At 32.6% G+C, this 22,652-nt stretch carries 36 protein-coding genes and 1 tRNA gene; 33 read left to right on the top strand and 4 right to left on the bottom strand.

Going from position 1 to position 22,652, the window contains the following annotated elements; translation table 11 throughout:
* Positions 1 to 90 precede the first annotated feature (90 nt).
* The 7 genes from J5Y03_RS10320 to J5Y03_RS10290 all read left to right on the top strand — a co-directional run bounded on the left by J5Y03_RS10320 (position 91) and on the right by J5Y03_RS10290 (position 7,638).
* A tRNA-Gly gene (locus J5Y03_RS10320) sits at positions 91 to 161 on the top strand.
* Between the two features lie 159 nt (positions 162 to 320).
* The gene (gene queG, locus J5Y03_RS10315) at positions 321 to 1,448 is read left to right on the top strand and encodes a tRNA epoxyqueuosine(34) reductase QueG (protein WP_209405309.1); all 1,128 of its coding nucleotides are present in this window, start codon (positions 321 to 323) and stop codon (positions 1,446 to 1,448) included.
* A 75-nt stretch (positions 1,449 to 1,523) separates the two neighbouring features.
* A complete protein-coding gene (locus J5Y03_RS10310; protein ID WP_209405264.1) occupies positions 1,524 to 2,429 on the top strand; it encodes an amidase domain-containing protein in 906 nt (301 codons plus the stop codon).
* Positions 2,430 to 2,516: 87 nt separating this feature from the next.
* On the top strand, positions 2,517 to 3,014 hold the full coding sequence (gene trmL / locus J5Y03_RS10305; RefSeq protein WP_209405262.1) for a tRNA (uridine(34)/cytosine(34)/5-carboxymethylaminomethyluridine(34)-2'-O)-methyltransferase TrmL: 498 nt from the start codon (positions 2,517 to 2,519) through the stop codon (positions 3,012 to 3,014).
* A 448-nt stretch (positions 3,015 to 3,462) separates the two neighbouring features.
* Positions 3,463 to 5,358, top strand: coding sequence for a PrkA family serine protein kinase (locus tag J5Y03_RS10300; protein WP_209405260.1), 1,896 nt, complete (start codon positions 3,463 to 3,465; stop codon positions 5,356 to 5,358).
* A 275-nt stretch (positions 5,359 to 5,633) separates the two neighbouring features.
* The gene (locus J5Y03_RS10295; protein ID WP_209405258.1) at positions 5,634 to 5,924 is read left to right on the top strand and encodes a hypothetical protein; all 291 of its coding nucleotides are present in this window, start codon (positions 5,634 to 5,636) and stop codon (positions 5,922 to 5,924) included.
* Between the two features lie 811 nt (positions 5,925 to 6,735).
* Entirely contained in the window at positions 6,736 to 7,638 is a 903-nt protein-coding gene (locus J5Y03_RS10290) for an aldo/keto reductase (protein ID WP_209405256.1), read from the top strand.
* 44 nt (positions 7,639 to 7,682) lie between these two features.
* Here J5Y03_RS10290 and J5Y03_RS10285 read toward each other — a convergent pair whose 3' ends face one another.
* Positions 7,683 to 8,069, bottom strand: coding sequence for a VOC family protein (locus J5Y03_RS10285; protein WP_209405254.1), 387 nt, complete (start codon positions 8,067 to 8,069; stop codon positions 7,683 to 7,685).
* Positions 8,070 to 8,595: 526 nt separating this feature from the next.
* Here J5Y03_RS10285 and yhbH point away from each other — a divergent pair.
* Complete coding sequence (gene yhbH, locus J5Y03_RS10280; protein ID WP_209405252.1) at positions 8,596 to 9,756, top strand: sporulation protein YhbH; 1,161 nt, start codon at positions 8,596 to 8,598, stop codon at positions 9,754 to 9,756.
* On the opposite strand, the gene J5Y03_RS10275 is transcribed toward yhbH, so the two are convergent.
* Together J5Y03_RS10275 and J5Y03_RS10270 are read right to left on the bottom strand one after the other, a co-directional pair.
* Positions 9,691 to 11,265, bottom strand: a complete 1,575-nt coding sequence (locus J5Y03_RS10275) for a recombinase family protein (protein ID WP_209405250.1) — start codon at positions 11,263 to 11,265, stop codon at positions 9,691 to 9,693. The two genes, yhbH and J5Y03_RS10275, sit on opposite strands and share 66 nt — an antisense overlap.
* 114 nt (positions 11,266 to 11,379) lie before the next feature.
* Positions 11,380 to 11,703 carry a helix-turn-helix domain-containing protein gene (locus J5Y03_RS10270; protein WP_209405248.1) on the bottom strand — a complete coding sequence of 108 codons (324 nt, stop codon included), beginning with the start codon at positions 11,701 to 11,703 and terminating at the stop codon, positions 11,380 to 11,382.
* Positions 11,704 to 11,862: 159 nt separating this feature from the next.
* Between J5Y03_RS10270 and J5Y03_RS10265 the strand changes: the two genes are divergently transcribed.
* Both J5Y03_RS10265 and J5Y03_RS10260 read left to right on the top strand, forming a co-directional pair.
* Positions 11,863 to 12,048, top strand: coding sequence for a helix-turn-helix transcriptional regulator (locus J5Y03_RS10265; protein ID WP_209405246.1), 186 nt, complete (start codon positions 11,863 to 11,865; stop codon positions 12,046 to 12,048).
* Between the two features lie 101 nt (positions 12,049 to 12,149).
* Positions 12,150 to 12,290, top strand: a complete 141-nt coding sequence (locus J5Y03_RS10260; RefSeq protein WP_209405244.1) for a hypothetical protein — start codon at positions 12,150 to 12,152, stop codon at positions 12,288 to 12,290.
* A 13-nt stretch (positions 12,291 to 12,303) separates the two neighbouring features.
* Here J5Y03_RS10260 and J5Y03_RS10255 read toward each other — a convergent pair whose 3' ends face one another.
* Complete coding sequence (locus tag J5Y03_RS10255; protein WP_209405242.1) at positions 12,304 to 12,657, bottom strand: helix-turn-helix domain-containing protein; 354 nt, start codon at positions 12,655 to 12,657, stop codon at positions 12,304 to 12,306.
* Positions 12,658 to 12,820: 163 nt separating this feature from the next.
* On the opposite strand from J5Y03_RS10255, the gene J5Y03_RS10250 reads away from it, so the two are divergent.
* From J5Y03_RS10250 to J5Y03_RS10140, 23 genes are all read left to right on the top strand, one after another.
* Positions 12,821 to 13,051: a helix-turn-helix domain-containing protein gene (locus tag J5Y03_RS10250; protein WP_245208842.1), complete on the top strand. Its 231-nt coding sequence runs from the start codon at positions 12,821 to 12,823 to the stop codon at positions 13,049 to 13,051.
* Positions 13,052 to 13,146: 95 nt separating this feature from the next.
* Positions 13,147 to 13,323, top strand: coding sequence for a hypothetical protein (locus J5Y03_RS10245; RefSeq protein ID WP_209405240.1), 177 nt, complete (start codon positions 13,147 to 13,149; stop codon positions 13,321 to 13,323).
* Between the two features lie 61 nt (positions 13,324 to 13,384).
* Positions 13,385 to 13,897, top strand: a complete 513-nt coding sequence (locus J5Y03_RS10240) for a helix-turn-helix transcriptional regulator (RefSeq protein ID WP_209405238.1) — start codon at positions 13,385 to 13,387, stop codon at positions 13,895 to 13,897.
* A gap of 6 nt (positions 13,898 to 13,903) precedes the next feature.
* Positions 13,904 to 14,125, top strand: coding sequence for a hypothetical protein (locus tag J5Y03_RS10235; RefSeq protein WP_209405236.1), 222 nt, complete (start codon positions 13,904 to 13,906; stop codon positions 14,123 to 14,125).
* Positions 14,126 to 14,206: 81 nt separating this feature from the next.
* Positions 14,207 to 15,145 (top strand): replication protein, encoded by a 939-nt coding sequence (locus tag J5Y03_RS10230; protein WP_209405234.1) that lies wholly within the window; start codon positions 14,207 to 14,209, stop codon positions 15,143 to 15,145.
* The gene (locus tag J5Y03_RS10225) at positions 15,129 to 15,917 is read left to right on the top strand and encodes an ATP-binding protein (protein ID WP_209405233.1); all 789 of its coding nucleotides are present in this window, start codon (positions 15,129 to 15,131) and stop codon (positions 15,915 to 15,917) included. Before J5Y03_RS10230 ends, J5Y03_RS10225 begins: the two co-directional genes overlap by 17 nt.
* Positions 15,918 to 15,930: 13 nt before the next feature.
* Complete coding sequence (locus tag J5Y03_RS10220; protein WP_209405231.1) at positions 15,931 to 16,143, top strand: hypothetical protein; 213 nt, start codon at positions 15,931 to 15,933, stop codon at positions 16,141 to 16,143.
* Positions 16,118 to 16,306, top strand: coding sequence for a Fur-regulated basic protein FbpA (locus tag J5Y03_RS10215; protein ID WP_209405229.1), 189 nt, complete (start codon positions 16,118 to 16,120; stop codon positions 16,304 to 16,306). The genes J5Y03_RS10220 and J5Y03_RS10215 overlap by 26 nt, the downstream gene beginning before the upstream one ends.
* Positions 16,303 to 17,022 carry a phage antirepressor N-terminal domain-containing protein gene (locus tag J5Y03_RS10210; protein ID WP_209405227.1) on the top strand — a complete coding sequence of 240 codons (720 nt, stop codon included), beginning with the start codon at positions 16,303 to 16,305 and terminating at the stop codon, positions 17,020 to 17,022. The genes J5Y03_RS10215 and J5Y03_RS10210 overlap by 4 nt, the downstream gene beginning before the upstream one ends.
* Position 17,023: 1 nt before the next feature.
* Positions 17,024 to 17,356, top strand: coding sequence for a cell division protein SepF (locus J5Y03_RS10205; protein WP_209405225.1), 333 nt, complete (start codon positions 17,024 to 17,026; stop codon positions 17,354 to 17,356).
* A gap of 36 nt (positions 17,357 to 17,392) precedes the next feature.
* Positions 17,393 to 17,548: a hypothetical protein gene (locus tag J5Y03_RS10200; protein ID WP_209405223.1), complete on the top strand. Its 156-nt coding sequence runs from the start codon at positions 17,393 to 17,395 to the stop codon at positions 17,546 to 17,548.
* Positions 17,549 to 17,696: 148 nt separating this feature from the next.
* On the top strand, positions 17,697 to 17,897 hold the full coding sequence (locus tag J5Y03_RS10195; protein ID WP_280849953.1) for an XtrA/YqaO family protein: 201 nt from the start codon (positions 17,697 to 17,699) through the stop codon (positions 17,895 to 17,897).
* A gap of 34 nt (positions 17,898 to 17,931) precedes the next feature.
* Complete coding sequence (locus tag J5Y03_RS10190; protein WP_209405221.1) at positions 17,932 to 18,213, top strand: hypothetical protein; 282 nt, start codon at positions 17,932 to 17,934, stop codon at positions 18,211 to 18,213.
* The gene (locus J5Y03_RS10185; RefSeq protein ID WP_209405219.1) at positions 18,206 to 18,406 is read left to right on the top strand and encodes a hypothetical protein; all 201 of its coding nucleotides are present in this window, start codon (positions 18,206 to 18,208) and stop codon (positions 18,404 to 18,406) included. Before J5Y03_RS10190 ends, J5Y03_RS10185 begins: the two co-directional genes overlap by 8 nt.
* A gap of 60 nt (positions 18,407 to 18,466) precedes the next feature.
* Positions 18,467 to 18,628 carry a hypothetical protein gene (locus J5Y03_RS10180; RefSeq protein ID WP_209405217.1) on the top strand — a complete coding sequence of 54 codons (162 nt, stop codon included), beginning with the start codon at positions 18,467 to 18,469 and terminating at the stop codon, positions 18,626 to 18,628.
* A gap of 57 nt (positions 18,629 to 18,685) precedes the next feature.
* Positions 18,686 to 19,111: a hypothetical protein gene (locus tag J5Y03_RS10175; protein WP_209405215.1), complete on the top strand. Its 426-nt coding sequence runs from the start codon at positions 18,686 to 18,688 to the stop codon at positions 19,109 to 19,111.
* Positions 19,112 to 19,146: 35 nt separating this feature from the next.
* Positions 19,147 to 19,425 (top strand): hypothetical protein, encoded by a 279-nt coding sequence (locus J5Y03_RS10170; RefSeq protein WP_209405213.1) that lies wholly within the window; start codon positions 19,147 to 19,149, stop codon positions 19,423 to 19,425.
* Positions 19,426 to 19,519: 94 nt separating this feature from the next.
* On the top strand, positions 19,520 to 19,726 hold the full coding sequence (locus J5Y03_RS10165; RefSeq protein ID WP_209405211.1) for a hypothetical protein: 207 nt from the start codon (positions 19,520 to 19,522) through the stop codon (positions 19,724 to 19,726).
* A 92-nt stretch (positions 19,727 to 19,818) separates the two neighbouring features.
* Positions 19,819 to 19,986, top strand: coding sequence for a hypothetical protein (locus tag J5Y03_RS10160; protein ID WP_209405209.1), 168 nt, complete (start codon positions 19,819 to 19,821; stop codon positions 19,984 to 19,986).
* 18 nt (positions 19,987 to 20,004) lie between these two features.
* A complete protein-coding gene (locus J5Y03_RS10155) occupies positions 20,005 to 20,463 on the top strand; it encodes an ArpU family phage packaging/lysis transcriptional regulator (RefSeq protein WP_209405207.1) in 459 nt (152 codons plus the stop codon).
* Positions 20,460 to 21,002, top strand: coding sequence for a site-specific integrase (locus tag J5Y03_RS10150; RefSeq protein ID WP_209405205.1), 543 nt, complete (start codon positions 20,460 to 20,462; stop codon positions 21,000 to 21,002). The genes J5Y03_RS10155 and J5Y03_RS10150 overlap by 4 nt, the downstream gene beginning before the upstream one ends.
* A gap of 196 nt (positions 21,003 to 21,198) precedes the next feature.
* Entirely contained in the window at positions 21,199 to 22,113 is a 915-nt protein-coding gene (locus tag J5Y03_RS10145) for a hypothetical protein (protein ID WP_209405203.1), read from the top strand.
* A gap of 170 nt (positions 22,114 to 22,283) precedes the next feature.
* Positions 22,284 to 22,643 (top strand): HNH endonuclease, encoded by a 360-nt coding sequence (locus tag J5Y03_RS10140; RefSeq protein ID WP_209405201.1) that lies wholly within the window; start codon positions 22,284 to 22,286, stop codon positions 22,641 to 22,643.
* Positions 22,644 to 22,652 lie beyond the last annotated feature (9 nt).

The raw sequence follows: 22,652 nt of genomic DNA, 5'->3' as shown, positions 1-22,652 counted from the left end.
ATTTCGACAAAAAGTGATTTTTTTATTGAAAAGATTAATAAATTGTGATAAATTTATTAACAAGTTAACAAAATAGTAATTTCCTCTTATGCGGGTGTAGTTTAGTGGTAAAACAAGAGCCTTCCAAGCTCTGGTCGAGAGTTCGATTCTCTTCACCCGCTTGGATTCATATTTCTTACTTTGATATCAACGCAGTGTATTGTTCCATAGAAGAACGGTACATTGCGTTTTTTAATGATTTAAATGATTTTCTATTATTGATAATTAATGATTAAAAACCATTTAATATGTCGAATGTTAAATATAAGGTGATTTATATGATAAATATAAAAGATTTTCAAGAACAATTAATTGAATATAGTAAAGAAATAGGAATTGATAAAATAGGTTTTACAACAGCGGATCCTTTTATCCAATTAAAAGAGAGATTAAAGCTTCAGAAGAAACTTAATTATCAATCAGGATTTGAATCTGACGATGTAGATGCAAGAACCGATGCAAAAAAGATATTGAGTGAAGCTCAATCCATCATTTCGATAGCCTTAGCATACCCAAATAAGATGGCAGGAGCCCCTCAAAGTAAAAAAGGCGAAACAAGAGGGATATTTTGTAGGTCTTCATGGGGAGAGGATTATCATAGAGTTCTAAAGCGAAAGCTGGTCGAATTAGAAGCATATATTTTATTACATTTACCTAATAGCAAGGTTCAATCTATGGTTGATACTGGAGAGCTGGTAGACCGAGCTGTAGCAGAAAGAGCAGGCATTGGCTGGAGTGGGAAAAATTGTTCAATTATTACACCTGAGTTCGGTTCTTATGTATACCTGGGTGAAATCATTACGTCAATCCCATTTTCCCCAAGCACCCCAATTGAAGACCAATGTGGTGAATGTACGAAGTGTATTGATGTTTGTCCAACTGGTGCGATTGTTGGTCCTGGTCAATTAAATGCAAAGCACTGTGTTTCATTTTTAACCCAAACAAAAGAAATGATTCCATTAGAGTTTCGAGAGCGTATTGGGAATCGAATTTATGGCTGTGATTCATGTCAAACCATCTGTCCAAAAAATAAAGGGCTAGATTTCCATCTTCATGAAGAAATGGAGCCAGATCCAGAGACAGTGAAACCATTACTTCGATCATTATTAAATGTAAGTAATCGTGAATTTAAAACTAAGTATGGTTATTTATCTGGTTCATGGAGAGGGAAAAATCCAATTCAGCGCAACGCAATCATTGCACTTGCTCATTTTAAAGATGAAAGTGCAGTGGATGAGTTAAAGCAACTAGTTAAACAAGATCCTCGTCCAGTTATTCGAGGTACTGCAGTTTGGGCAATTTCAAAAATTGAAGGTGAAAAAAGTAAATCATATTTAGAGAATTGCCTACTAACTGAGAACGATGACATTGTAATGGAAGAAATTAAGAACGCGATAGATAATTTTTAAACTGATTTCCCATGAATAATCTCCTTTATTTTGACATCGTATAGAATAAGCGATGTTAAAATGGAGGGGGTTTAATTGTTAAATAGAGACATTTTAGAAGAGTTTGTGAAACAAAGAATAAAACTTTATCTAGGTGAAGATCTAAGAAATCATTATCTTTCAGCACATGAATTAGAGACAATTCGTAGAAAGATTAATTTACTTGAACAAAGAGAAGCAGAATTAATAAAGGTTTATGGAAACTTAACAGTTAGAGAACACTGGGATTTTGAAGAAAAAACATTTGTTAATTATTCACTTCATTTAAAGTATTTTATTAAACAAGAGGAATATTACTTTGAAGAAGAGGTACAGGAAAGACAGTTACAGATTAAAAATGATGTCATTATAAGTGATGTAGAGATTCCGATTGAGGAAGAACAAGTTGACTTATTGGAACGTCCAATTGTTTTTTATCCTAATGGTAATGACACTCGAGCGATTTATAATCGAATGGAAGCAGTAAAGTATGCAGAAATCTGGTGGGATGGTCATAATAAAAAGTATCCACTATATGCAAATGATTGTACAAATTTTATTTCACAGTGCCTTTATGCAGGTGAATTTCCGATGGCTGGGTATCCAAATATGTCTGCTGGATGGTGGTATAAGAATTTTAATTCCAGTAGCTATAGTTGGAGAGTGGCTAATACATTAAGATGGTATTTGCCAGGTGCACAAACTGGCATTAGGGGTATAGAGGTAAATGATCAAAAAGAACTCTCACTTGGAGATATCATTTTATATGACTTTGAAGGAGACGGACGTTGGAATCATTGTACAATGGTTGTGAGTAAAGACAAAGATGGAGAGCCTCTTGTAAATGCTCATACTCAAAATAGTCGAAAACGTTATTGGTCATATTATGATTCCTCAGCTTTTACGGAGAATATGAAGTATAAGTTCTTCCATATTACAGATGGCTTAGGGAAAGATGGATAAGAAAATTCATGAAGTGCTGAATCCATATACACAGTTAATAGTTTTGGTATAATAAGGTATATTTTTAAGATATATGAGGTGACCGTATTGGCAATACATGTTGTATTATATCAACCACAGATTCCAGCAAATACTGGAAATATTGCACGTACATGTGCAGGTACTGATACTAGTTTACATTTAATCCGTCCATTAGGATTTTCAACTGATGATAAAATGTTAAAACGAGCTGGTTTAGACTATTGGGAACATGTAGATATTCATTATCACGATTCATTAGATGAATTGTTTGATAAGTATCAAGATGGAAAATTTTATTTTATTACCAAATTTGGGGAAAAAACTTATTCTGATTTTAATTTTACAAATAAAGAGGAAGATATCTTTTTTGTCTTTGGAAGAGAAACAACTGGTCTTCCGAAAGATTTAATACAAGCTAATTTAGAAACTTGTTTGCGAATTCCGATGACGAATCATATTCGCTCATTAAACCTTTCAAATACAGCTTCCATTTTAATTTATGAAGCATTAAGACAACAAGATTTTCGTGATTTGTTAAAAGTAAAAGATTATAGTCAAGATTAAATAGAAAAAGGCCTTCGTATAGACGAAGGCCTTTTTCTTCTTTACTGTTCAGTTCCGCAGAGCTTAACGAGCCTGTCCTCTTGCTTCCATTTCAAAGCTCGAGTCAGTAGAAGTATATTCTAGGGTGTATTTATAGTGCTCCACATTTCTACTTACTTATTTTTAATTCCTGGCTTATCGTTGTAACCAGCTGTGAAAATTGCTGTTAAGAAAACGACAATAACAAATAAAATTAACGTTAATTTCATTTATGTATCCCCCTCATTAAAAATCCCACTTACCTACTTTTTATTATACAGAAAAAGAAAAAGAATTTGAATGATAAAAATGAATTGAATTTACATTCTATTAAAAATTTTTATTACATTTCAAGAAATAGCATGTGCAAGAGCCGGGAAGCATATCTTTTAATAATCTCTCTTACAGATGAGAAGGAGGAGGCGTGTCCATGGACATTTTAAAAAAGCTCGAGCAACATCGACATATGGAACAGCGACTAAAATGGGAAGGTACTTTCTCAGAGTATCTTGAACTTTTAAAAGAAAAACCATGGGTTGCTCAAACTGCACATTCGAGAATATATAATATGATTAAAGGTGCAGGCATTGAGGAAGTAAATGGCAGAAAGACATATAGTTTTTTTAGTAATAACTTATATGGTCTAGAAGAGGCTCTTGAACGGTTAGTGGAGGAGTATTTTCATCCTGCTGCTAAACGATTAGATGTGAAAAAGAGAATTTTATTATTAATGGGACCAGTCAGTGGAGGGAAATCTACATTAGTAACAATGTTGAAGAGAGGCTTAGAAGCATATTCACGTAATGATGAAGGAGCGATCTTTGCCATTAAAGGCTGCCCAATGCACGAGGATCCACTTCACTTAATTCCTATTCATTTACGCGATGACTTTTATCAGGAATATGGAATCCGAATAGAGGGAAATTTATCTCCTCTTAATTTAATGCGTCTAGAACAAGAGTATAATGGAAAAATTGAGGATGTACTTGTTGAAAGAATATTTCTTTCAGAGGATCGCCGCGTTGGAATTGGAACATTTAGTCCATCAGATCCAAAATCTCAAGATATTGCTGATTTAACTGGTAGTATCGATTTTTCTACAATTGCGCAATTCGGTTCAGAGTCGGATCCACGTGCCTACCGCTTTGATGGAGAATTAAATAAAGCAAATCGAGGAATGATGGAGTTCCAAGAAATGTTAAAATGCGATGAAAAGTTTTTATGGCACTTACTTTCATTAACTCAGGAAGGCAATTTTAAAGCTGGCCGATTTGCATTGATTTCTGCAGATGAGCTAATCATTGCTCATACAAATGAAACGGAATATCGTTCATTTATTAGCAATAAGAAAAATGAAGCCTTACATTCAAGGATTATTGTCATGCCAATTCCTTATAATTTACGTGTAACTGAGGAAGAGCGGATTTACCAAAAAATGATCTCAGAAAGTGATGTTGCGAATGTTCATATTGCACCGCACACGCTTCGGGTTGCAGCGATGTTTACAATTTTAACGCGCTTAAAAGAACCAAAGCGTGGGGATATTGATTTAGTTAAGAAAATGCGTTTGTATGATGGAGAGTTAGTAGAGGGATATAATCAAGTTGATTTAGATGAACTGAAAAAAGAACACTTGGATGAAGGGATGCACGGGATTGATCCACGTTATGTTATTAACCGCATTTCATCTACAATCATTCGAAAAGAAATACCATCTATCAATGCTTTAGATGTACTCCGTTCATTAAAAGATGGATTAGATCAGCATCCATCCATTTCAAATGAAGATCGTGAGCGGTATATGAACTTTATTTCAATCGCAAGAAAAGAATATGATGACATTGCGAAAAATGAAGTTCAAAAAGCATTTGTGTATTCATATGAAGAGTCAGCAAAAACATTAATGGATAATTATCTAGACAATGTTGAAGCCTATTGTAATAAAAATAAGTTAAGAGATCCATTAACTGGAGAAGAAATGAATCCAGATGAAAAATTAATGCGTTCAATTGAAGAGCAAATCGGTATTTCCGAAAATGCGAAAAAAGCATTCCGAGAAGAAATTCTTATTCGCATTTCTGCTTACGCACGGAAAGGAAAAAGATTTGATTACAATTCACATGAACGATTAAAAGAAGCCATTCAGAAAAAGCTTTTCTCGGATTTAAAGGATGTCGTGAAAATTACAACATCCACAAAAACACCGGATGAAAGACAGTTGAAGAAAATCAATGATGTGGTCAGCCGATTAATTGATGAATATGGTTATAATTCTACGTCAGCGAATGAACTTTTACGCTATGTAGGTTCTCTATTAAATCGCTAACTTTTTTAATCGGTTATTCTATGGGTGACAGTTTTCAGAGTGTAGAAGTCCGCCTTTTGTCTAGCTATAGTATTAAAAAACTTTAGAAAAATCCCCCTTTGTATAGAAATAAATACATAGGGGGATTTTTTATGAAATAAATTATTCACCTACGTTATTTCCAAATGTAACAAATGGAAAAAAATACCTGTTTTGTATATTAGTAATAATTGGTAAAATATCTAAGGTTTTGAAATTAGGAGAAAAACATCACGAGAAGAAGGTAGGATTTTTATATGAAAAAATGGTTAGTTTCTTTTGTATTAGCTATTATATTATTTGTAAACTTTTCAAATCATGCTTATGCTTACAGAGGTCGTACTGATCGATTAGGCGGTCATTTTGTTACTTCTACACATAAATACGAGTTTGAGCACTATACAAGTTTAGCGAAACGTGCAAAAACAAAGAGAGAGATTATTAATTTAATTAAATCCTATAATTCTAATGCATACAAACATGTTGTATCATTAAGCACAATTGATTGGAATAGTTATACAGTTGTTTATGGTAAAAGATTAAAGTAAACATTATTGGATTATCTTCGTTCTAGAAGGTAATCTTTTTTATTTTTTATCATCTAATAAGATTCAAAACATCATATTTATATAAAGGGAAAATTCTGATGGGGATTTTTAAGCTCTAATAGACATATAAAAAGGGTGAGGAAAAACCTCACCCTTTAGTTTTTTGACATGCGTTGGAGAAGTAGTGCAGAAACCATCAAAAACACATATAAAATAATATAACCGATTTGAAAAACTGGCCTCCAGAACAGTGAAATATTCACCATAACCCACTTAATGACAAATGGAGAAAAACTAATCACAAACAATGTTGTAAAAAACACAATCAGTACAATCGAGATCAAATCTTTTCTTTTTAATGTTACAACCCAGTGTCCCACATCTCATCACCTCGTCATCACATGATTTTCTTTCTTATAGACTGTTTTCTCATATACATTGTTGCTATCTTAGAATGCGTTGGTTGATATAACTCCCCGTATGCTCCCTTTCCGTGGGTGTACGGTAAACCTTTTCCTTGTTCCCTATTTCCTATTCCTTGGTGTAGATGATTACAGTGATTTTAGTAAAGTGATCGAAAGCGAGCGTTCTACTTTCATAATATAAACGTGAGTAAATCATACAAATTGATTTTAAGCACATCATACCGAATCAAATCTATAATAATGACTTGCTTTATCATATTCTTTAACTTCAATATATATACTTTTTATTGTTATTGATCTTCTTTTTCAGGATGACCGTTTCTTTTTAATCTAAATTGAAAATATACTATAATAAGTAGGATTTTAAATTAGAAGGGAGCTAGTATATGAAAAGGGTACAGCTAGCTGGGGATTTACAGTTTTCTCAAATTATCCATGGCTTATGGAGATTAAGTGAATGGAATATGACTTCAGAAGAACTAGTAACATTTATTGAAGATTGTATAGAACTTGGAATTACAACATTCGATCATGCAGATATTTATGGGGATTACTCCTGTGAGAAAATTTTTGGAGAAGCACTTGCACTTAAACCTGAATTACGAGAGAAAATGCAGATTGTCACAAAATGTGGCATAAAGCTTTGCTCTTCAAAATTTCCTGAGCTAAGAATTGGTCATTACGATACAAGTACAGAACACATTTTACATAGTGTAGAAAATTCATTAAAGAACTTACAGATTAATTATATTGATCTATTGTTAATTCATCGTCTAGATCCTTTTATGGATCCAAAAGAAGTAGCTAACGCATTTAATCAGCTTCATAAAGAAGGAAAAGTGCATCATTTTGGAGTTTCTAACTTCCTTCCATCTCAATTTCGTATGCTACAAGCACATTTAGACATGCCACTTGTGACAAACCAAATTGAAGTTTCACCAATGCAATTAGAGCATTTTGAAAAAGGGACAATTGATTTAATGCTAGAAAAAGGAATTTCACCGATGATTTGGTCACCTTTAGCAGGTGGTGAAATTTTTACAAGTCAGAAAGAAGACGCAGTTAGAGTACGAGCAATGCTTGAAGAAATCGCTACAGAAGTAGGGGCAACTTCGATTGATCAAGTAATGTATGCATGGTTGCTTGCACATCCAGCAAAAATGATGCCAATTGTTGGTTCAGGTAAAATTGAACGAGTTAAAACAGCCGTTGAAGCGACTAACATTTCAATATCAAGAGAGCAATGGTTCCGAATTTATGTAGCTGCAATGGGTCATCCGGTACCATAAAAGTTAGGAAAGAGATTGTCTTAGTTACGACAATCTCTTTTTTTTTAATGTGAGATATTACAAGCACCAAATAAATTATTATCTAAATCATAAAAACCAAATCCACCGATTTCCCCATTAAGATTTAATTCAGTCACACGTACATTTTGACGAATTAAATCCTTATACAATTCTTCTAAATTTGGAGTATAAAAATCAACTACACTATGCTTAATTTGGGTTCTTGAATCCGTAAATCCTAATCTTTCGGTAGAATCTGTTTGGACTAAATATAGTCCTGGCAGATCTTTTGACTGAAAACGCAACATTGCATCATGTTCGCCTTCATAAGTGACCTCTAATTCTAAAATTGTTTTGTACCATTCAATAGAAGCTTTAAGTGATTGAACAGGAACTTCAATAGATGAAAGCTTAGGGATTAATTGATCCATCTTTTTTCTCCTTTAAAAAATTAATGATTTTTCTATTATTCAACGTAATTCTGTTATTTCCTTTTAAATTTTAAAGGCCCTTTTCTAAAAGATTTTTGATTTTGAGAGTTTTAAATTTAAAGTCAAAAGTTGATTCGGGCGGAAGGTGCGAGACTCCTGTGGAAATAGCGGGAAGGCTGAGACCCCGCAGGAGCGATAGCGACGAGGAGGCTCAGCTCACGCCCCAAGGAAAGGGAGCAACCTGGAGTTGTAATCAACTAACGGATTCTAAAATAGAAACACCGTTTACGAAAACACCAAAAAAATGAATTAAAACCACTTTAGCCTGTCCATTTTTCTGAAAAATGGGTATGAAAATATGTAGAATCATTGTCAATAAATGATAATCCTTGCATATGATAGAGTAATCCTTAAAAAATGAAAAGAAATATAACCACCGAAATAGTTTATTCAATGAATCTAACATGTGTGACAATTTTATGTGAAAAATAGATTTTTATTACTTCATGAAAAGGGGGGAAAGAAAATGAGTAATGAAAATATTGAACAGAAGCATAATTTTACCATTTCACAAGAAGACTGGACCCTCCATCGCAAAGGTCATGATGATCAGCAGCGTCACCAGGAAAAAGTACAAGAGGCGATCAAGAAAAATTTAGCCGATTTAATAACAGAAGAAAGCATTGTTCTATCCAATGGAAGGGATGTTGTAAAGATCCCAATTCGCTCTCTAGATGAGTATAAAATCCGTTACAATTACGATAAAAATAAACATGTAGGCCAAGGAACAGGAGATAGTAAAATTGGTGATGTTGTAGCAAGGGATGGATCACCACAAAATGGAAATGCACAAAAAGGTGCTGGGAAAGGTCAAGGAGCAGGAAAAGATGCAGGAGAAGATTACTACGAGGCAGAGGTTTCTTTAATGGAATTAGAGGAAGCTCTGTTTAGTCAATTAGAGCTACCTGATCTAAAAAGAAAACAGCAGGACTTACAAACGGTCGAGAATATTGAATTCAATGATATTCGAAAAACAGGGCTAATGGGTAATATCGATAAAAAACGTACAATGATGACTGCCTTCAAACGGAACGCAATGAACGGAAATCCGGCATTTTATCCAATCTCACCAGAGGATTTAAAATTCCGTACTTGGAATGAAGTTATTAAACCTGAATCCAAAGCAGTAGTACTTGCAATGATGGACACAAGTGGTTCTATGGGGTTATGGGAAAAGTATATGGCTCGTAGCTTCTTCTTTTGGATGACTCGTTTCTTACGCACAAAATATGAAAGAGTCGATATTGAATTTATCGCTCATCACACAGAAGCAAAAGTTGTTACGGAAGATGAGTTTTTCACAAAAGGAGAGAGCGGCGGAACAATTTGTTCATCAGCCTATCGAAAAGCTCTCGAAGTCATTGAATGTAAATACCCTGTAGAACAATACAATATTTACCCATTCCATTTTTCAGATGGAGATAATTTAACATCAGACAATGCACGTTGTGTTAAATTAGTTCAAGAACTGATGAAAGTAAGTAATATGTTTGGATATGGAGAAGTAAATCAATACAACATGCAATCATATAACCGAAAAAAGTGCGTCTTTATTAACGCACTAAAATTTAGGGTATATTTGCAATTGAAAATCATCTGGTTCAATCATATCTTTTGTTCGAAGTAAGGTCGCTTTCTCAAGAACTGACTTGAGAAGGCGATTTTTCGTTTCTATATCATCAGTTGAGTTGTAAGCAGAAATTACATTTTTAATCTTTGGAACAAATTCTACTACATTTTTTAATTTAATTTTATCACTTTCAATCTCAGTTTCCAGTGCTTGAATCTCGTCACTAATAGAATTGATTTTTTCCGAAATAACTTTGTGTCGTTCTTGAAATATCTCAATAGAATAGATTCCTTTTTCAAGAAAATCATGTGCATTATTTCGCTGAGTTTCTAATTCTTCTAATTCTTTCTTTTTTAATTCATAAGCTTTAAGCTTACTTTCTATCATAGATTGTACTTGTGAATTTTTCTTTTTAGATTGTTTGGTCTCAATCTCTTTTAAAATGATATTTAAACTTTGTAGTATACGATCTTGCACTAATGGAAAACGTACAGTTCTTTGGATACCACGACATCCAGCATAATTACAAACTAAAATTGGTATTTTTCTATCTTTTCTAAGTTGATAAATCATTGCATGTCCACAAACTTGACAACTAACTAGGCCAGCAAGTGGATTAACTAATCCAGAACCTTCTTTAGTTTTAGGTGTATGCCTACCACTATGAATTGAATTAGCAGCTTTAAACAATTCTTTAGCCACAATTGGCTCATGTGTACCCTCATTGATAATCCATTCTTCCCTCGGCATATCTATTCGTTTATATTTTCCATTTCGCTTAATATAACGAGTTCTTTTCCACACTAAATTCCCAATATACACTTCATTTTTTAAGATTTCCGAAATAGTCGATGGACGCCAACCAGTTGAGACTTTCCTCTTTGGTTGATTAGGATCCGGTGGATTAATACCGAGTTTTTCTAATTCTTTAGCAATTCTTACCCTTCCAAAACCATTGACCATCATTTCAAAAATTCTTTCAACTACCCAATATGTTTCAGGATCCTTAACTAATTTTAATTCATTAGTTCGTATATATCCAAATGGAGGCTTTTTACCAATATGTTTACCCTCTTTAATAGAGTCGACCCTACCATTTTGCATACGTCTTGTTATCGCTTTTAATTCTTGTCTTGATAGCAATGATTTTACTCCAAAAATAAGTTCCCAGCTTTCTTCTGATGGATCAAAAACTTCAGTTTGAGTAATTATCAATGTATCTGATTCTCTGAATGATCTATCAATTAATCCAGAATCTAACATATCACCACGGCCAAGACGGTCAATATCTATAACCAATACAGCATCCACTTTTCCTGACTCAACGTTTCGTAACAACTGCTGCATCATAGGACGTTCTATTATATTCTCTCCAGTTGTTACCTCTTCAAAAATTTCAATAATATTATGAGATTCATTTTTTGCAATTTCTAATAATCGCTTTCTATGTCTTTCTAAAGTGTCATAATTTTCACCTAGAGATATTGCTTTTCGTTCTTGTTCTTGATCTTTACGTGACTTACGTAAGTAAATATAGACATCTAGATTAAGTGGTCTGTAACTCACGGTTATATCATCTCCTATTAATAAGTTGAGTTGAATATACACTATGTTAAAAAAAAGTTCAAATGTAAATTGGTACAAAAAAAGACCTGTCTTTATGACAAGTCTTTTACAATATTATTTACTTGAATATTTATTGCTTATGTATTTTGCAAATTCGGTAACTTCATCCCAAAACTTTCTCTGCAAAGATGGATGAACATCGTTGACATAAACTAGTAGTTCAGGTGGAATAAAATTAGTATTGTCTTCGTTTCCTAATAGGTAGTCAGTCGTTACTTTATAAAAATTAGCAATCTTCACTAATGTATCATAATCAGGCTCTTTATCAGTATTTTCATATCCAGCATAAGTAGTGCGTGGCATATTTAGCGCATCGGCTACATCTTGTTGAGTAAGATTATTAGCATTCCTTAATTCTACAATTCTAATCCTAAACAAGACACACACCTCTTTCATAAATGAAATATACATATATTATAAATGACGCTAGGAGCGTCAAAAAGAAAATTCGATATATTCCCCGAAAAGTGTCTATTCATGACGTGAATTGAGTAATATAATGAATATAAAACGAACATATTCATTGGCGGTGGGCTTATGAAAGACTGGTTAAAAGAAAAACGTCTAAAATTCGGATACACTAGAGAGGAAATTTCAAGGTTAGCAGAAATTTCCGTTAGTTACTATGGAGAAATAGAAAGAGGAGAAAAAATTCCAAGTTGGAAAGTAGCTAAAAGAATTTCCAATATCTTAGATTTTGATATGATTCTTTTCTTTTATTAAAAATACATGAGAAAAAACAGAACATTTGTTCCTGTATTGACTTGATATCTTTAATACATATTTGGTAATATTAAACATAGATAGTGCAAGGGGGTATTGAGGTGGGGTACGAAGAATATAAACAGTTACTAATCGATATGGTAGGTAAAGAAAATATAAATGATGATACGAATGTTCTTCTTGTTATCCAACGACTTTCCACATTTGAAAATGAAATAAAAGAAAACCCCTTTATATCATGATGATAAAGGGGTTCTAATTTTTGTGTTTCTTTGAAAGTTCTGAATATAGATATACAGATTTTTCGATTGTTTCTCTAACTTCTTGAGGCAATTTCTCTATAGCATCAATTAGTTCATAAGTTTTTTTACTTATTATAATATCTTGCTCTCTAGTTAATTCTGGGTGAGTAGATCTACCTAATAAATAATCTGAAGTAACATTAAAGAAGTCCGCAAATTTTATAACTAAGACATCTTCAACGGGTCTTTTTCCCGATTCTATACGTGATAGTACACTGTTATTAATCTCCAAAGTCTCTGCTAAGTCAAGTTGAGATAAACCTCTTTTTTCTCTTAATTCTTTAACTTTTTTTCCAACAATATCCAAGGCACTCACCTTCACATAGTTTCTTAAGTTTATATTACCATTTTTTCTAAAACAGAAAAATATTTTTGCTAAATCAACAAAAAAATATTGACTTTGCTAAATCTGCAAATTATTATAAATATATAAGGTTTGCTAATTTAGCAAATAGAAAAGGGGTGACACATTGGAAAACAAATTAAATCTTGAGTTCATCAAAGAAAGAAGGCTTAGATTAGGCTTTACTTTAGAAGAAATGGCTGATGAACTAGGATATAAAAATGCATCTACCTATTTTAATTATGAAAAAGGTGTATGTGATTTTAAAGCAAATCAATTACCAATTATCTGTTCTAAGTTAAATTGTACTCTAAATGAGTTATTTTTATACCCATCATTTGCTAAAATAGCAAATTGATTTCAAAAGGAAAAGAGGTGTAAAATTTGTCACTTTTAAATCAGGTTGTCCTACCTTCTGAACCTCATAAACATGTTATGAGGGGGAAGATAGACATGAAAGAATACAAATTTGGTAATACATCTGTAATTATTCATTCTCCACTTGCTAACATGACTGATCAAGAACAAAAAGATTGGTTCCAGGAACAATATGAAGATAATAATCCAATTATTCTAAACATGATTGATGCAATTGATGCATGTTACACAGTTAGTAATGAATCTAAATAAATTATACAAAATAGCAATGTACCAAATAAGTAACTAAATGGTACAAGAAAGGAATGCGGAAATGACACTCGGTAGAGAATTAGCAAAGGCTCGAGTGAAAAAGGAATTAACACAACAAGAATTATCAGAAGAACTTTTGGTGAGCCGTGAATCAGTTGCAAAATATGAAAAAGATAAGAGGACTGTTCCAAACGACATAAAAAAACGGTCAATGGAAACATTAGATGACCCATGGTTAGCAATGCAAATCGCAAGGGAAGATGCTAACGGAGCTTGGGTCCCAGTTTTGGATGGCGAGGCTGTTGATTTACACAGAACAACAGTACAACACAAAACTATAGAAGAAGCTAAAGAAGCTATTGAAGCTATTCAAAAAATATCATCACTTAAGAAGCCTGGATTCCTAAAAGATGAAGAAATTCAAGAAATAGAAAAATCACTGTTAGAAGCAATCGATGCAATTATCGCACTTAATCACTATGTAGCAGTTTATTGCGATGAATATAATTTCTCATGGTCCACCATGTGGAAAAAACAATACATGAAATTAAAAAGTAATGGATATGTGAGGTGAATTAGCGTGGGAATGTACGTTGATTATAACAATCCGAATCATTCTGATTATAAAAAATTAGTGAAAATTGAAAAGCAAATTGAACAAAGAATTAACTGCACTCAAGAAAAAACACTTTTGGAAATCTATCAATTAATGAAAAGAAGTATTCGTATCCGTCAAATAATAATTTTAGCAGCACTTAAAAATAGACAAAAAAATAACCGTTGCATAATCGCAAACGGCTAATAACCTAATTTAATTATACAAAAAATTTTAAGAGTGGACAAGCTGTTCATAAAAAAAATAAATAAAAAGGGGAGAATCTCATTGAGTAATTTGTTACTGGATGAAAATCCACTCGTGATCATCCCATCATTAGCTACTTGTATAGGATTAAATAAATCTATTATTCTACAACAATTACATTATTGGTTAAAGAAAAGTAAACATATAAAAAATGGCCGAAAATGGATTTATAACACATATGAGGAATGGGAACCACAATTTCCTTTTTGGTCAAATAAAACAATTAGAAGGACTATCACAGCATTAGAAACTGATGGAATTATTATTTCAAAGAATTTCAATCAGAAGAAAAGTGATAAAACAAAATGGTACACCATTGATTATGAGAAACTTTCGATAGTGACCAGTCCATCTGGACAGAATGACCAGTCCACAAGGACTGATTGTCCAGATGGCTTGGACAAAGTGACCACATCTATTATTACAGAGAATACTTCAGAGAGTTCTTCAGATATTTCCTCTACTGAAACGCGCATAAACGAAAATGATGAAAGTGCCGGGGTGCCTACGACCGACCTAATTGGAAAGTTACCTAGTAACGAAATTGCACACACATCTAATTTCGATAATGTTGATCTTATTGCAGATAAATTTATAATGCTTCGGGCAAGAGGATTTCACCTAAAGCCAGATGATTACAACGGAATTAAAGAGGTAATGAATGCTGGTATTTCAACAGACGATATCCTTAATTGGCTTGAAGAACGTTTTAAAACATATAAACCGAAACATAATCGCGATTATATCAGCACTTTTAGTTATTGTGTACCATACATCTTAGACCGATTCACTGAAAAGCAAAGTAGAGAGGAGGCTAAAAATGCAAGACCTAAATCTAATCATTCAGGCGATAGCAGAACAGAATCCAATGATCAAACAGAACTTAGAAGACTCGAAAAGGTTGCAGAATCAAAGGGACTTATCGACGGAGAGGTTCGAGATATTGAGTGCGATTTCTGATGACTGTATGTATAAAGAGTGCGATGGAACTGGATTAATTTTTGTAAAGGATCATGAAGAAAAACGTGAATTCATGAGGGAATGCAAATGTAAGGCAGTTAAGCAGATTGAACGGAAATTAAAATCGGCTCAAATCCCGGAAGAGTTTAAAAAAGCTAATATCAATTCTTTTAAGATTGATATTTATCAAACTCCTCAAGCTAAGAAAGTTGCTGAAACTGCAAAAATTGTAACTGTAAACTTTGTGAAAAACTTCAAAGAAATGATGAATCAAGGTAAAGGACTTTATTTTTATAGCAAAATTAAAGGTAGTGGAAAAACAAGGTTGGCTGCAAGTGTCTTAAATGCAGTTGTCAAAACTAGTGATAAGTTGGACAAGCCTCTAAGGTTTTACTACACATCCACATCAGATCTACTAGAAGAAATTAAAAAGACATTTAATTCAGATTCAAAAGTGAAATCGGAGCAAATATTAGAAGCAGTAAAGACTGCTGACCTATTGGTGCTAGATGATATCGGAGTAGAAAAAGTAACAGATTGGGTTGAAGAAACTTTCACAAGAGTACTAGATTATCGACTCCAAAATAAAAAGGTAACAATCTTCACTAGTAATCTTACAATCGAACAATTGGACATGAAGTATCAACAAGGGCGTGTAAGCAGCCGTATTGAAAAAATGTCATTTCCAGTAGCGATGCCAGAAGAATCAATTCGGAAGAAACTAGCACGTTCAGAAAATGAAGATTTGCAAGAGTTACTCTATAAACGCTAAATGAGGTGATTGTATGTGCCCTAACTGCAATAACACAGGAAAAATATTAATTGAAGTATTTCACGGAGCTTGGGAAATAAAAGTATGTAACTGTGAACAATCAAAATTGGCTCGTGAAAATAGAAAAAAAGCATTTGTAGAATGGTGTGAAAAATTTGATGAAGTATACGCTGCTTCAAAAAAGGGAGGTTCTTTAGAGTATGGTAATCTTGTACGAAGCAGTTGAGTTTCGTAAAAATATCATTATTGATAAATTACTAAAATTAGGATTTACAAAAATGCCAGACGGTAGACAACTTTATGAACTTTCTCTTACCGAGTTGGAAGGGTTAGTGAATGAAGGTATTAGTTTACTAGAAAAAAATAAAAAGAAAAAGGTGAGAGCATGAACTTATTACCAGTTGAACAGAAAGTAGTTGATTTTAACGGTTCTGAAATTGTTACTGTAAAGGCTAATGATAATAAAATCTATGCTGCTGTTAAATGGATTTGTGCTGGAATGGGTTTAACAGATGGGCAATACCAAAATCAAACTAGAAAGTTGAATGAAGATATGGTCCTTCAACAAGGTATTGCAAAAATGCAACTCCCAACAAACAGTGGTATTCAAAATATTTTATGTATCGATTTGGATTACTTACCTTTATGGTTAGCGAAAATCAATGTAAGCATAATAGAAAATAAAGATGTTCAAACCAAATTAGTTGAATATCAATTAAAAGCCAAAGACACTTTAGCACAGGCATTTATGAATAGGCAACCTGTCACTATTGAAGATGCTGTAATTTATAGCATGAATGAATTGAAACAAATAAAGCAATGGCAACAAAAACAAGAACAAGAAGTGATTCAATTAAAGTTAGTTGTAGACAATGAAGTTTGGATTACAGAACATCAAAAGCAACAAATTAAAGATATGGTAGGAAAAAGAGTTTACGGTCTAAGGAATGAAGGATATGAATCTAGTTTCCAGGCAATCTATGGTGCTCTAAAAAGACATTTTGGTGTAGCAAAGTACGATAAAATTCCAAGAAAAGAATTTGAAACTGCTGCAAAATTTATAAATGGTTGGTACCCAACAGTAAAGAATGGCTTGGTGATCTAATGTGCCAAAGCAATTCACGATTTTTGACACTGAATCGCAAACACAAGACTTTGATAGTAAAAAACTAATAAAGGCTAGAAGCGTGGATGTTATTGCATACGTACCAAATAAAGCTAAGCAGAGTAATCGAAGCAATGAGTACGAGTTATTTGAGCACTATGCTTATATGATTTGGAAGTATTATAGATCAATTATTAAGGGGTTTAGTTGGGCAGAAGCACTGGTCAAACTTAAAAATGCTATAGATTCAAATATACCGGAGAAAATGAGGGTATCTAAACAAGGTATCTATCCACAAAATGTTGTGGATTACCTGGGGGTAAACGAATTATAAGTGCGCAAAAGGTTAAAACTGTGAAGGAGTGAAATTATGAATAAACGTATTAAGAAGAAGAAAAGAAAGCAATGTGATTTCTGTAGTAAATTGAAACAAACACAAGAAATATATGGTGATTTAGAGATTTGTAGGGAATGTAAAGAACATGACGATAGAATATCTGCTATATCTTCAAGCATAGAAGGTTAGTTGAACATTACGGAGAAGAACCGCAGGTATCCGCATTAAATAAATTATTTAAATAGAGAAAAATAAAAAAAGCAAGGAGATCGCTCCCTGCCAATAAAAAAACAACTTACTAATATTATAACATATTAAATTATTGGGGGCGATCTCTTTGAGAACGATAGAATTAGAATTAAGTAATGATATGACAGTACAACATAAATTAGAACCTGGTAAAGTAATCGTCCTAGTACTGGATGGAATTCAAGGTAAAGTTAAAGTTACTGAAGCTGTAGAGCATGGACATACAATTATAGAAACTGCTAAAGGGAAAGTTGCAAGAGTTAAATTTGAAGAGAGTGAGCTTTTTTAATATATGAAAATTGATTTTTAGGAGTGAAAATACCGTGGAATTTGTTCAAACAATGACGGAATACTTTAACAAACAAATTAAAAATATAGATCAAAAATTTAATTTATCAAAATCCAATAAATATGATGAAGTTTGTATAAGTTATGCCATTCTTATTTCTTCTGTTTCAAAATATCGCAAGGATATAAATTTAAAAGACTTATTACCAATTACAAATATTTTTCATGATTATCAAAGAAATTATTTTGGGATAAGCGAGGGATTTTATCATTCAGTTAATAAAGTACAACAAATAAGGGGTGTCTGGAATGAATAAAGAAGATTTATTGTTGATGTCAAAAGAAGTTTTTAAAATGTATCAAAGTATGCCATCCGATAAAAAACGATATCTCTATCCAGCTATGAGTGGATTTTTAGAATCTCAAATTAGATATGATGATCGAAAGGATATTAAGATTGAAGAATTATTATTGTTTGTTAAATCTATTATTGTGGAAGAAACAAAATAAGGTATATGTCATATTACGGTGAATCCCAGTATGTAAATCAATAACAAAAGGATGATACAAATGTCTTATAAATTAAAATTTTGTTTTCCAGAACAGCCAGAGATTGTTCTAATGGCTTTTGTTTCTGCAAAAAATGAAAATGAAGCAAAAGATAGATTCAAAATTGATTATCCAAATTTTGTTGGATGTGAAATTTTGCAAGTAATTCCTTATAAAGACTAATTGCACAGTTCAGAGATTGATTACAGATTAATAATGTTCATGAAAGGAGAGAGTAGAATGACTGATAAAGAAAGATTAGATGAAATCATTTCTAAACATACAGATTTAGATAAAGATTTATCAATAGAAGATAAGACATGGGTAATTCAAGAAGCAAGTAAAGTGGAACTTTTAGAAGAAGTGAATTCTGGTTTAGATGGAGATTATCAATTTTATAAAATTGAATGCGATAAATTGGGAAAGAAAGCGGAACAGTTGGAAGAAAAAGTCAATCGATATGGAAGAGATATTGATAATTTGTTAAAAGAAAACCAACGTTTAGAGGCATTTGTAGAAAAATTACACGCGGTACATTTTACAGAACTTCAACGAGAAAAGGCTATGGTTGAAAGGTACGAAAAGATATTAAAAGAAATTGTAAGTTACTCAAAGTACGAAGGTAATCAATGGTATGAGAAAGTCAAAAAAGTATTAATGGACTGATGAACATTACGGTAATTAGAGGAGGAACGAAGAGTATGAAATTAAATAATATTATTTTTTCAGAAGATGGAGACGTAGCATACGGTAAAGTAAGTGAATTTATCAACGCTGACAAATTTATTAAAGCAGTACAAGAACAACACTATCAAGAAATTTGTATAGTTGAAAACATTAAAATCGAAACGTGCATTAGTACATTAGAAGGGATTGGAGCAGATATGATAACTCCATTATCCAGTACAGATGTTGTGATTGAAAATTACTTTGTTGCGGATGTTAGCGAGATCGGAATAGCAGGAAAAGAAAAAGAATAGTGTCGCAGTTTGGAGAAAGAATTTATGAAAAACTATGAAATTTCACTAAAATTAATGTAAAATATAATTAAAATAAGATAGGAGGTAAGCTTCTATGAAACTACATAAAGATTCGATAGGTTCAGTTGGAACTAAACAGTTAATCTCTGATCCAGGAGGTGGAGTTGGTAATCCTAATTATGATCCTGGTACTGGTGGTCACATATCAGACCCTGGCGGGGGCGGATTCCGACAAGACCCAGGTGGAATCGGCCACTATCATTTAAATCCAGGTGGATGGGTTGGAAGTATAATTCAATAATCGTCCAAGACCGAGAGCGTGAGGACACTAATTACAAGCATTTATTTGCTTTGTAGTTAGTGTCCTCTTTTCTATTTTCAGGAGGTTAAATAATGGGAACACTTCAAAATGAAATTATTAAATGGAAAGATTCTCGACCTAATTTAAAACCAATAAAGAAAAATAAAAATAGATCTTTAAGCGAAAGAGAGATAAAAGAACTAATGGGTGTATACGGACCACGTTATTCTCGTAGACGTGGAGCAATTCGTCAAAAATAAAAAGGGGGAAGAAGTTAGATGAATCAATTACAATTTACATTACCAACAATCGATAAGGAGAAAACTAAAGAAGCAGTGGAAGCATTTTTGGAGAGATATAGAGTTATAGTTTTAACAGAAGATTTGTTCATGCTTCCAAAAACAACAGCTACCTACACATTAGTACCACCTTCAAATACAAATACCATTCATTCTTCCACAGAAGCAGTTGCTATAAATAATATTGACCTAGAAAACAAAAGAAAAAATTTCATGAAAAGAGCATTTTCTGCAGTAAATCGATTAAGTATGCCGGAGCGTGCGATTATAATCAAACGTTATTTAAATCAAGATGATGTTTTTGATTATGAAGTATATAATGAATTAAACTTGTCGGAGCGAAAGTATTACAGAGTAAAAGCAAGAGCATTTTACAAGTTAGCATTAATCCTAAAAATAGAAGTGTATGAAGAGAGCAAGGAAGTGAGTAATCTATGAATTTCGTACAACCTATTAGAGACCAGGAAAAGGTAGAAGGATTAAAACAGTATTTTAAAAATGATTCAGAACGGAACTATTTACTATTCATAATGGGAATTAATACAGGTCTTCGGATTTCTGACATTTTAAAGTTAAAAGTTGGCGATGTAAAAAACACTCACATTATACTAAGGGAACAAAAGACAGGTAAACAAAAATGGATAAGGATTACTCCATCTCTTAAAAGAGAATTAAAGAAATTGATTGATGAAAGAGATGATCAAGAATTTCTATTTAAAAGTCGGCAAGGTAATAATAAGCCAATCGGAAGAAGTATGGCTTACAAAATTCTTCAGAAAGCAGCAGGAGAATTTAAACTAAGAGATATAGGAACTCACACTCTACGGAAAACATTTGGATATCATTTCTATCAACAAACTAAAGATGTTGCTATGCTACAAGAAATATTTAATCATAGTTCACCAGATATTACCTTGAAATACATTGGAGTAAATCAAGATGGCATGGACAAAGCAATGATGAAATATAAAATATAAAGTATAATCTGAAAACTGCGCTGAATTCATTTCAAGCGCTTTTTTTATTTGCTATAATTCAGTTATACATAAAAAAGTGAATGTGTAACTCAAAAAGACAAGCACGATAACTTCAATAATAACAAGGTATTCAACGATAGGGGCAGTTACACAAAATATAAGATATGGGTAATTGAATAGATAGGGAGAGAATCAAATGTCAGAGAATAAAAAATGTTTTATTATCACTCCAATAGGAGGAGAAAATACTGAAATAAGGCGTGCTGCTGAAGGAATCATTGATTCGGTATTACAGCCAGTTCTTGACGAATTAGGATTTGATGTATTTGTTGCACATAGAATGTACAATACAGGTTCAATAACAAAACAGGTTTTATCAAAAATACTTACAGATGATTTGGTAATTGCGAATCTAACAGGACTAAATCCAAATGTAATGTACGAACTTGCAGTTAGACACGCAGTAAGAAAACCATTAGTTCAAATTTGTGAATATGGAACAAAATTACCATTCGATATAAATGAAGAAAGAACAATTTTTTACACCAATGATATGGCTGGTGTTGTTGAAGTGAAAAACAGATTTGAAAGTATGGTTATTGAAGCAATGAAAGATAGCCAACCTGATAATCCAATATATAGAGCATCTACCGAAACAACAATCCTACAAGAAGTTGAAAAACAAAATCCTGAAGCATTTAATATATTAAAACGAATGGATGAATTAGAAGCGAGAATAATGAGAACGTTTGAACCAAACATTTCCCAACCTAATCTTAAAGGTTATCGAATAGTCCCTGTTAATAAATATGAACAAAGTATTCCACAACCTAACCTTAAAGGTTATCGAGCAGTCCCTGTTTATGACGAGGGAACTCATAAAAGTTTTTCTCTTGAAGTGGAACTACTTGATCCTGAAATTGACTTATGGTTATTTTTTGGTAGGTTGATGAAGATAAATAATTTAGAAATGGATTTTGACATTAAAAAAACAAAGAAGCAGTCTGTTGATGCTATTGTAAAAATAACAATACCTATAAATGAATCAATGGATAATATTATAAATTTGATTAAAATTAATAGCGAAGGTCAATTCATTATTAGACAATAAAATAAAAGGCAGACTTTTGGCAGAATGTTGGCAGAGCATTTCACTAATAGAGTGTTATAGTAATAGTATGAAGTTAGTTCATCTAGCGTTCATCCCTTTTTAGTCATCTATCAAACGATAGGTGATTTTTTTAGTTTAATTAAAATTTATAAGGTGGAGCGGGATTAATCATGCCGAGCAAACCAATGAAACCTTGTAGGAAGTTAGGTTGTATCAATTTAACTAATGAAGGTTTTTGTGAAGAACATAAACAGTTAAACAAACAACATGATAATGAACGTGGAAATGCTAATAAACGTGGATATAATTATAGATGGCAGAAGGCTAGGCTGTCTTTCTTACAGAAGAACCCGTTGTGTGTGCGGTGTCTAAATGAGAATAAATATACTTCTGCTACTGTTGTTGACCACATAAAACCACATAAAGGTGATATGAATTTGTTTTGGGATAAGAAAAATTGGCAACCGTTATGTAAGCATCATCATGATGTGAAGACCGTTACCGAAGATGGTGGGTTTGGTAATAGGTAATTAATAGGT

This window comes from Gottfriedia endophytica, from assembly GCF_017814275.1.
Taxonomy (GTDB): Bacteria; Bacillota; Bacilli; order Bacillales; family Bacillaceae_G; genus Gottfriedia; species Gottfriedia endophytica.
Note: the sequence above shows the minus strand (reverse complement) of the source record. Positions and strands in the feature narration are given on the sequence as shown.

Coding starts and splice junctions, on each gene's coding strand:
- J5Y03_RS10175 (WP_209405215.1), top strand. CDS start 18,686: ATGACTGATAAAGAAAGATTAGATGAAATCATTTCTAAACATACAGAT.
- J5Y03_RS10245 (WP_209405240.1), top strand. CDS start 13,147: ATGAAAGAATACAAATTTGGTAATACATCTGTAATTATTCATTCTCCA.
- J5Y03_RS10240 (WP_209405238.1), top strand. CDS start 13,385: ATGACACTCGGTAGAGAATTAGCAAAGGCTCGAGTGAAAAAGGAATTA.
- J5Y03_RS10165 (WP_209405211.1), top strand. CDS start 19,520: ATGAAACTACATAAAGATTCGATAGGTTCAGTTGGAACTAAACAGTTA.
- J5Y03_RS10145 (WP_209405203.1), top strand. CDS start 21,199: ATGTCAGAGAATAAAAAATGTTTTATTATCACTCCAATAGGAGGAGAA.
- J5Y03_RS10180 (WP_209405217.1), top strand. CDS start 18,467: ATGTCTTATAAATTAAAATTTTGTTTTCCAGAACAGCCAGAGATTGTT.
- J5Y03_RS10295 (WP_209405258.1), top strand. CDS start 5,634: ATGAAAAAATGGTTAGTTTCTTTTGTATTAGCTATTATATTATTTGTA.
- J5Y03_RS10215 (WP_209405229.1), top strand. CDS start 16,118: ATGGTAATCTTGTACGAAGCAGTTGAGTTTCGTAAAAATATCATTATT.
- J5Y03_RS10150 (WP_209405205.1), top strand. CDS start 20,460: ATGAATTTCGTACAACCTATTAGAGACCAGGAAAAGGTAGAAGGATTA.
- J5Y03_RS10220 (WP_209405231.1), top strand. CDS start 15,931: ATGTGCCCTAACTGCAATAACACAGGAAAAATATTAATTGAAGTATTT.
- J5Y03_RS10200 (WP_209405223.1), top strand. CDS start 17,393: ATGAATAAACGTATTAAGAAGAAGAAAAGAAAGCAATGTGATTTCTGT.
- J5Y03_RS10160 (WP_209405209.1), top strand. CDS start 19,819: ATGGGAACACTTCAAAATGAAATTATTAAATGGAAAGATTCTCGACCT.
- J5Y03_RS10210 (WP_209405227.1), top strand. CDS start 16,303: ATGAACTTATTACCAGTTGAACAGAAAGTAGTTGATTTTAACGGTTCT.
- J5Y03_RS10155 (WP_209405207.1), top strand. CDS start 20,005: ATGAATCAATTACAATTTACATTACCAACAATCGATAAGGAGAAAACT.
- J5Y03_RS10285 (WP_209405254.1), bottom strand. CDS start 8,069: ATGGATCAATTAATCCCTAAGCTTTCATCTATTGAAGTTCCTGTTCAA.
- J5Y03_RS10185 (WP_209405219.1), top strand. CDS start 18,206: ATGAATAAAGAAGATTTATTGTTGATGTCAAAAGAAGTTTTTAAAATG.
- J5Y03_RS10290 (WP_209405256.1), top strand. CDS start 6,736: ATGAAAAGGGTACAGCTAGCTGGGGATTTACAGTTTTCTCAAATTATC.
- J5Y03_RS10300 (WP_209405260.1), top strand. CDS start 3,463: ATGGACATTTTAAAAAAGCTCGAGCAACATCGACATATGGAACAGCGA.
- J5Y03_RS10140 (WP_209405201.1), top strand. CDS start 22,284: ATGCCGAGCAAACCAATGAAACCTTGTAGGAAGTTAGGTTGTATCAAT.
- J5Y03_RS10170 (WP_209405213.1), top strand. CDS start 19,147: ATGAAATTAAATAATATTATTTTTTCAGAAGATGGAGACGTAGCATAC.
- yhbH (WP_209405252.1), top strand. CDS start 8,596: ATGAGTAATGAAAATATTGAACAGAAGCATAATTTTACCATTTCACAA.
- J5Y03_RS10265 (WP_209405246.1), top strand. CDS start 11,863: ATGAAAGACTGGTTAAAAGAAAAACGTCTAAAATTCGGATACACTAGA.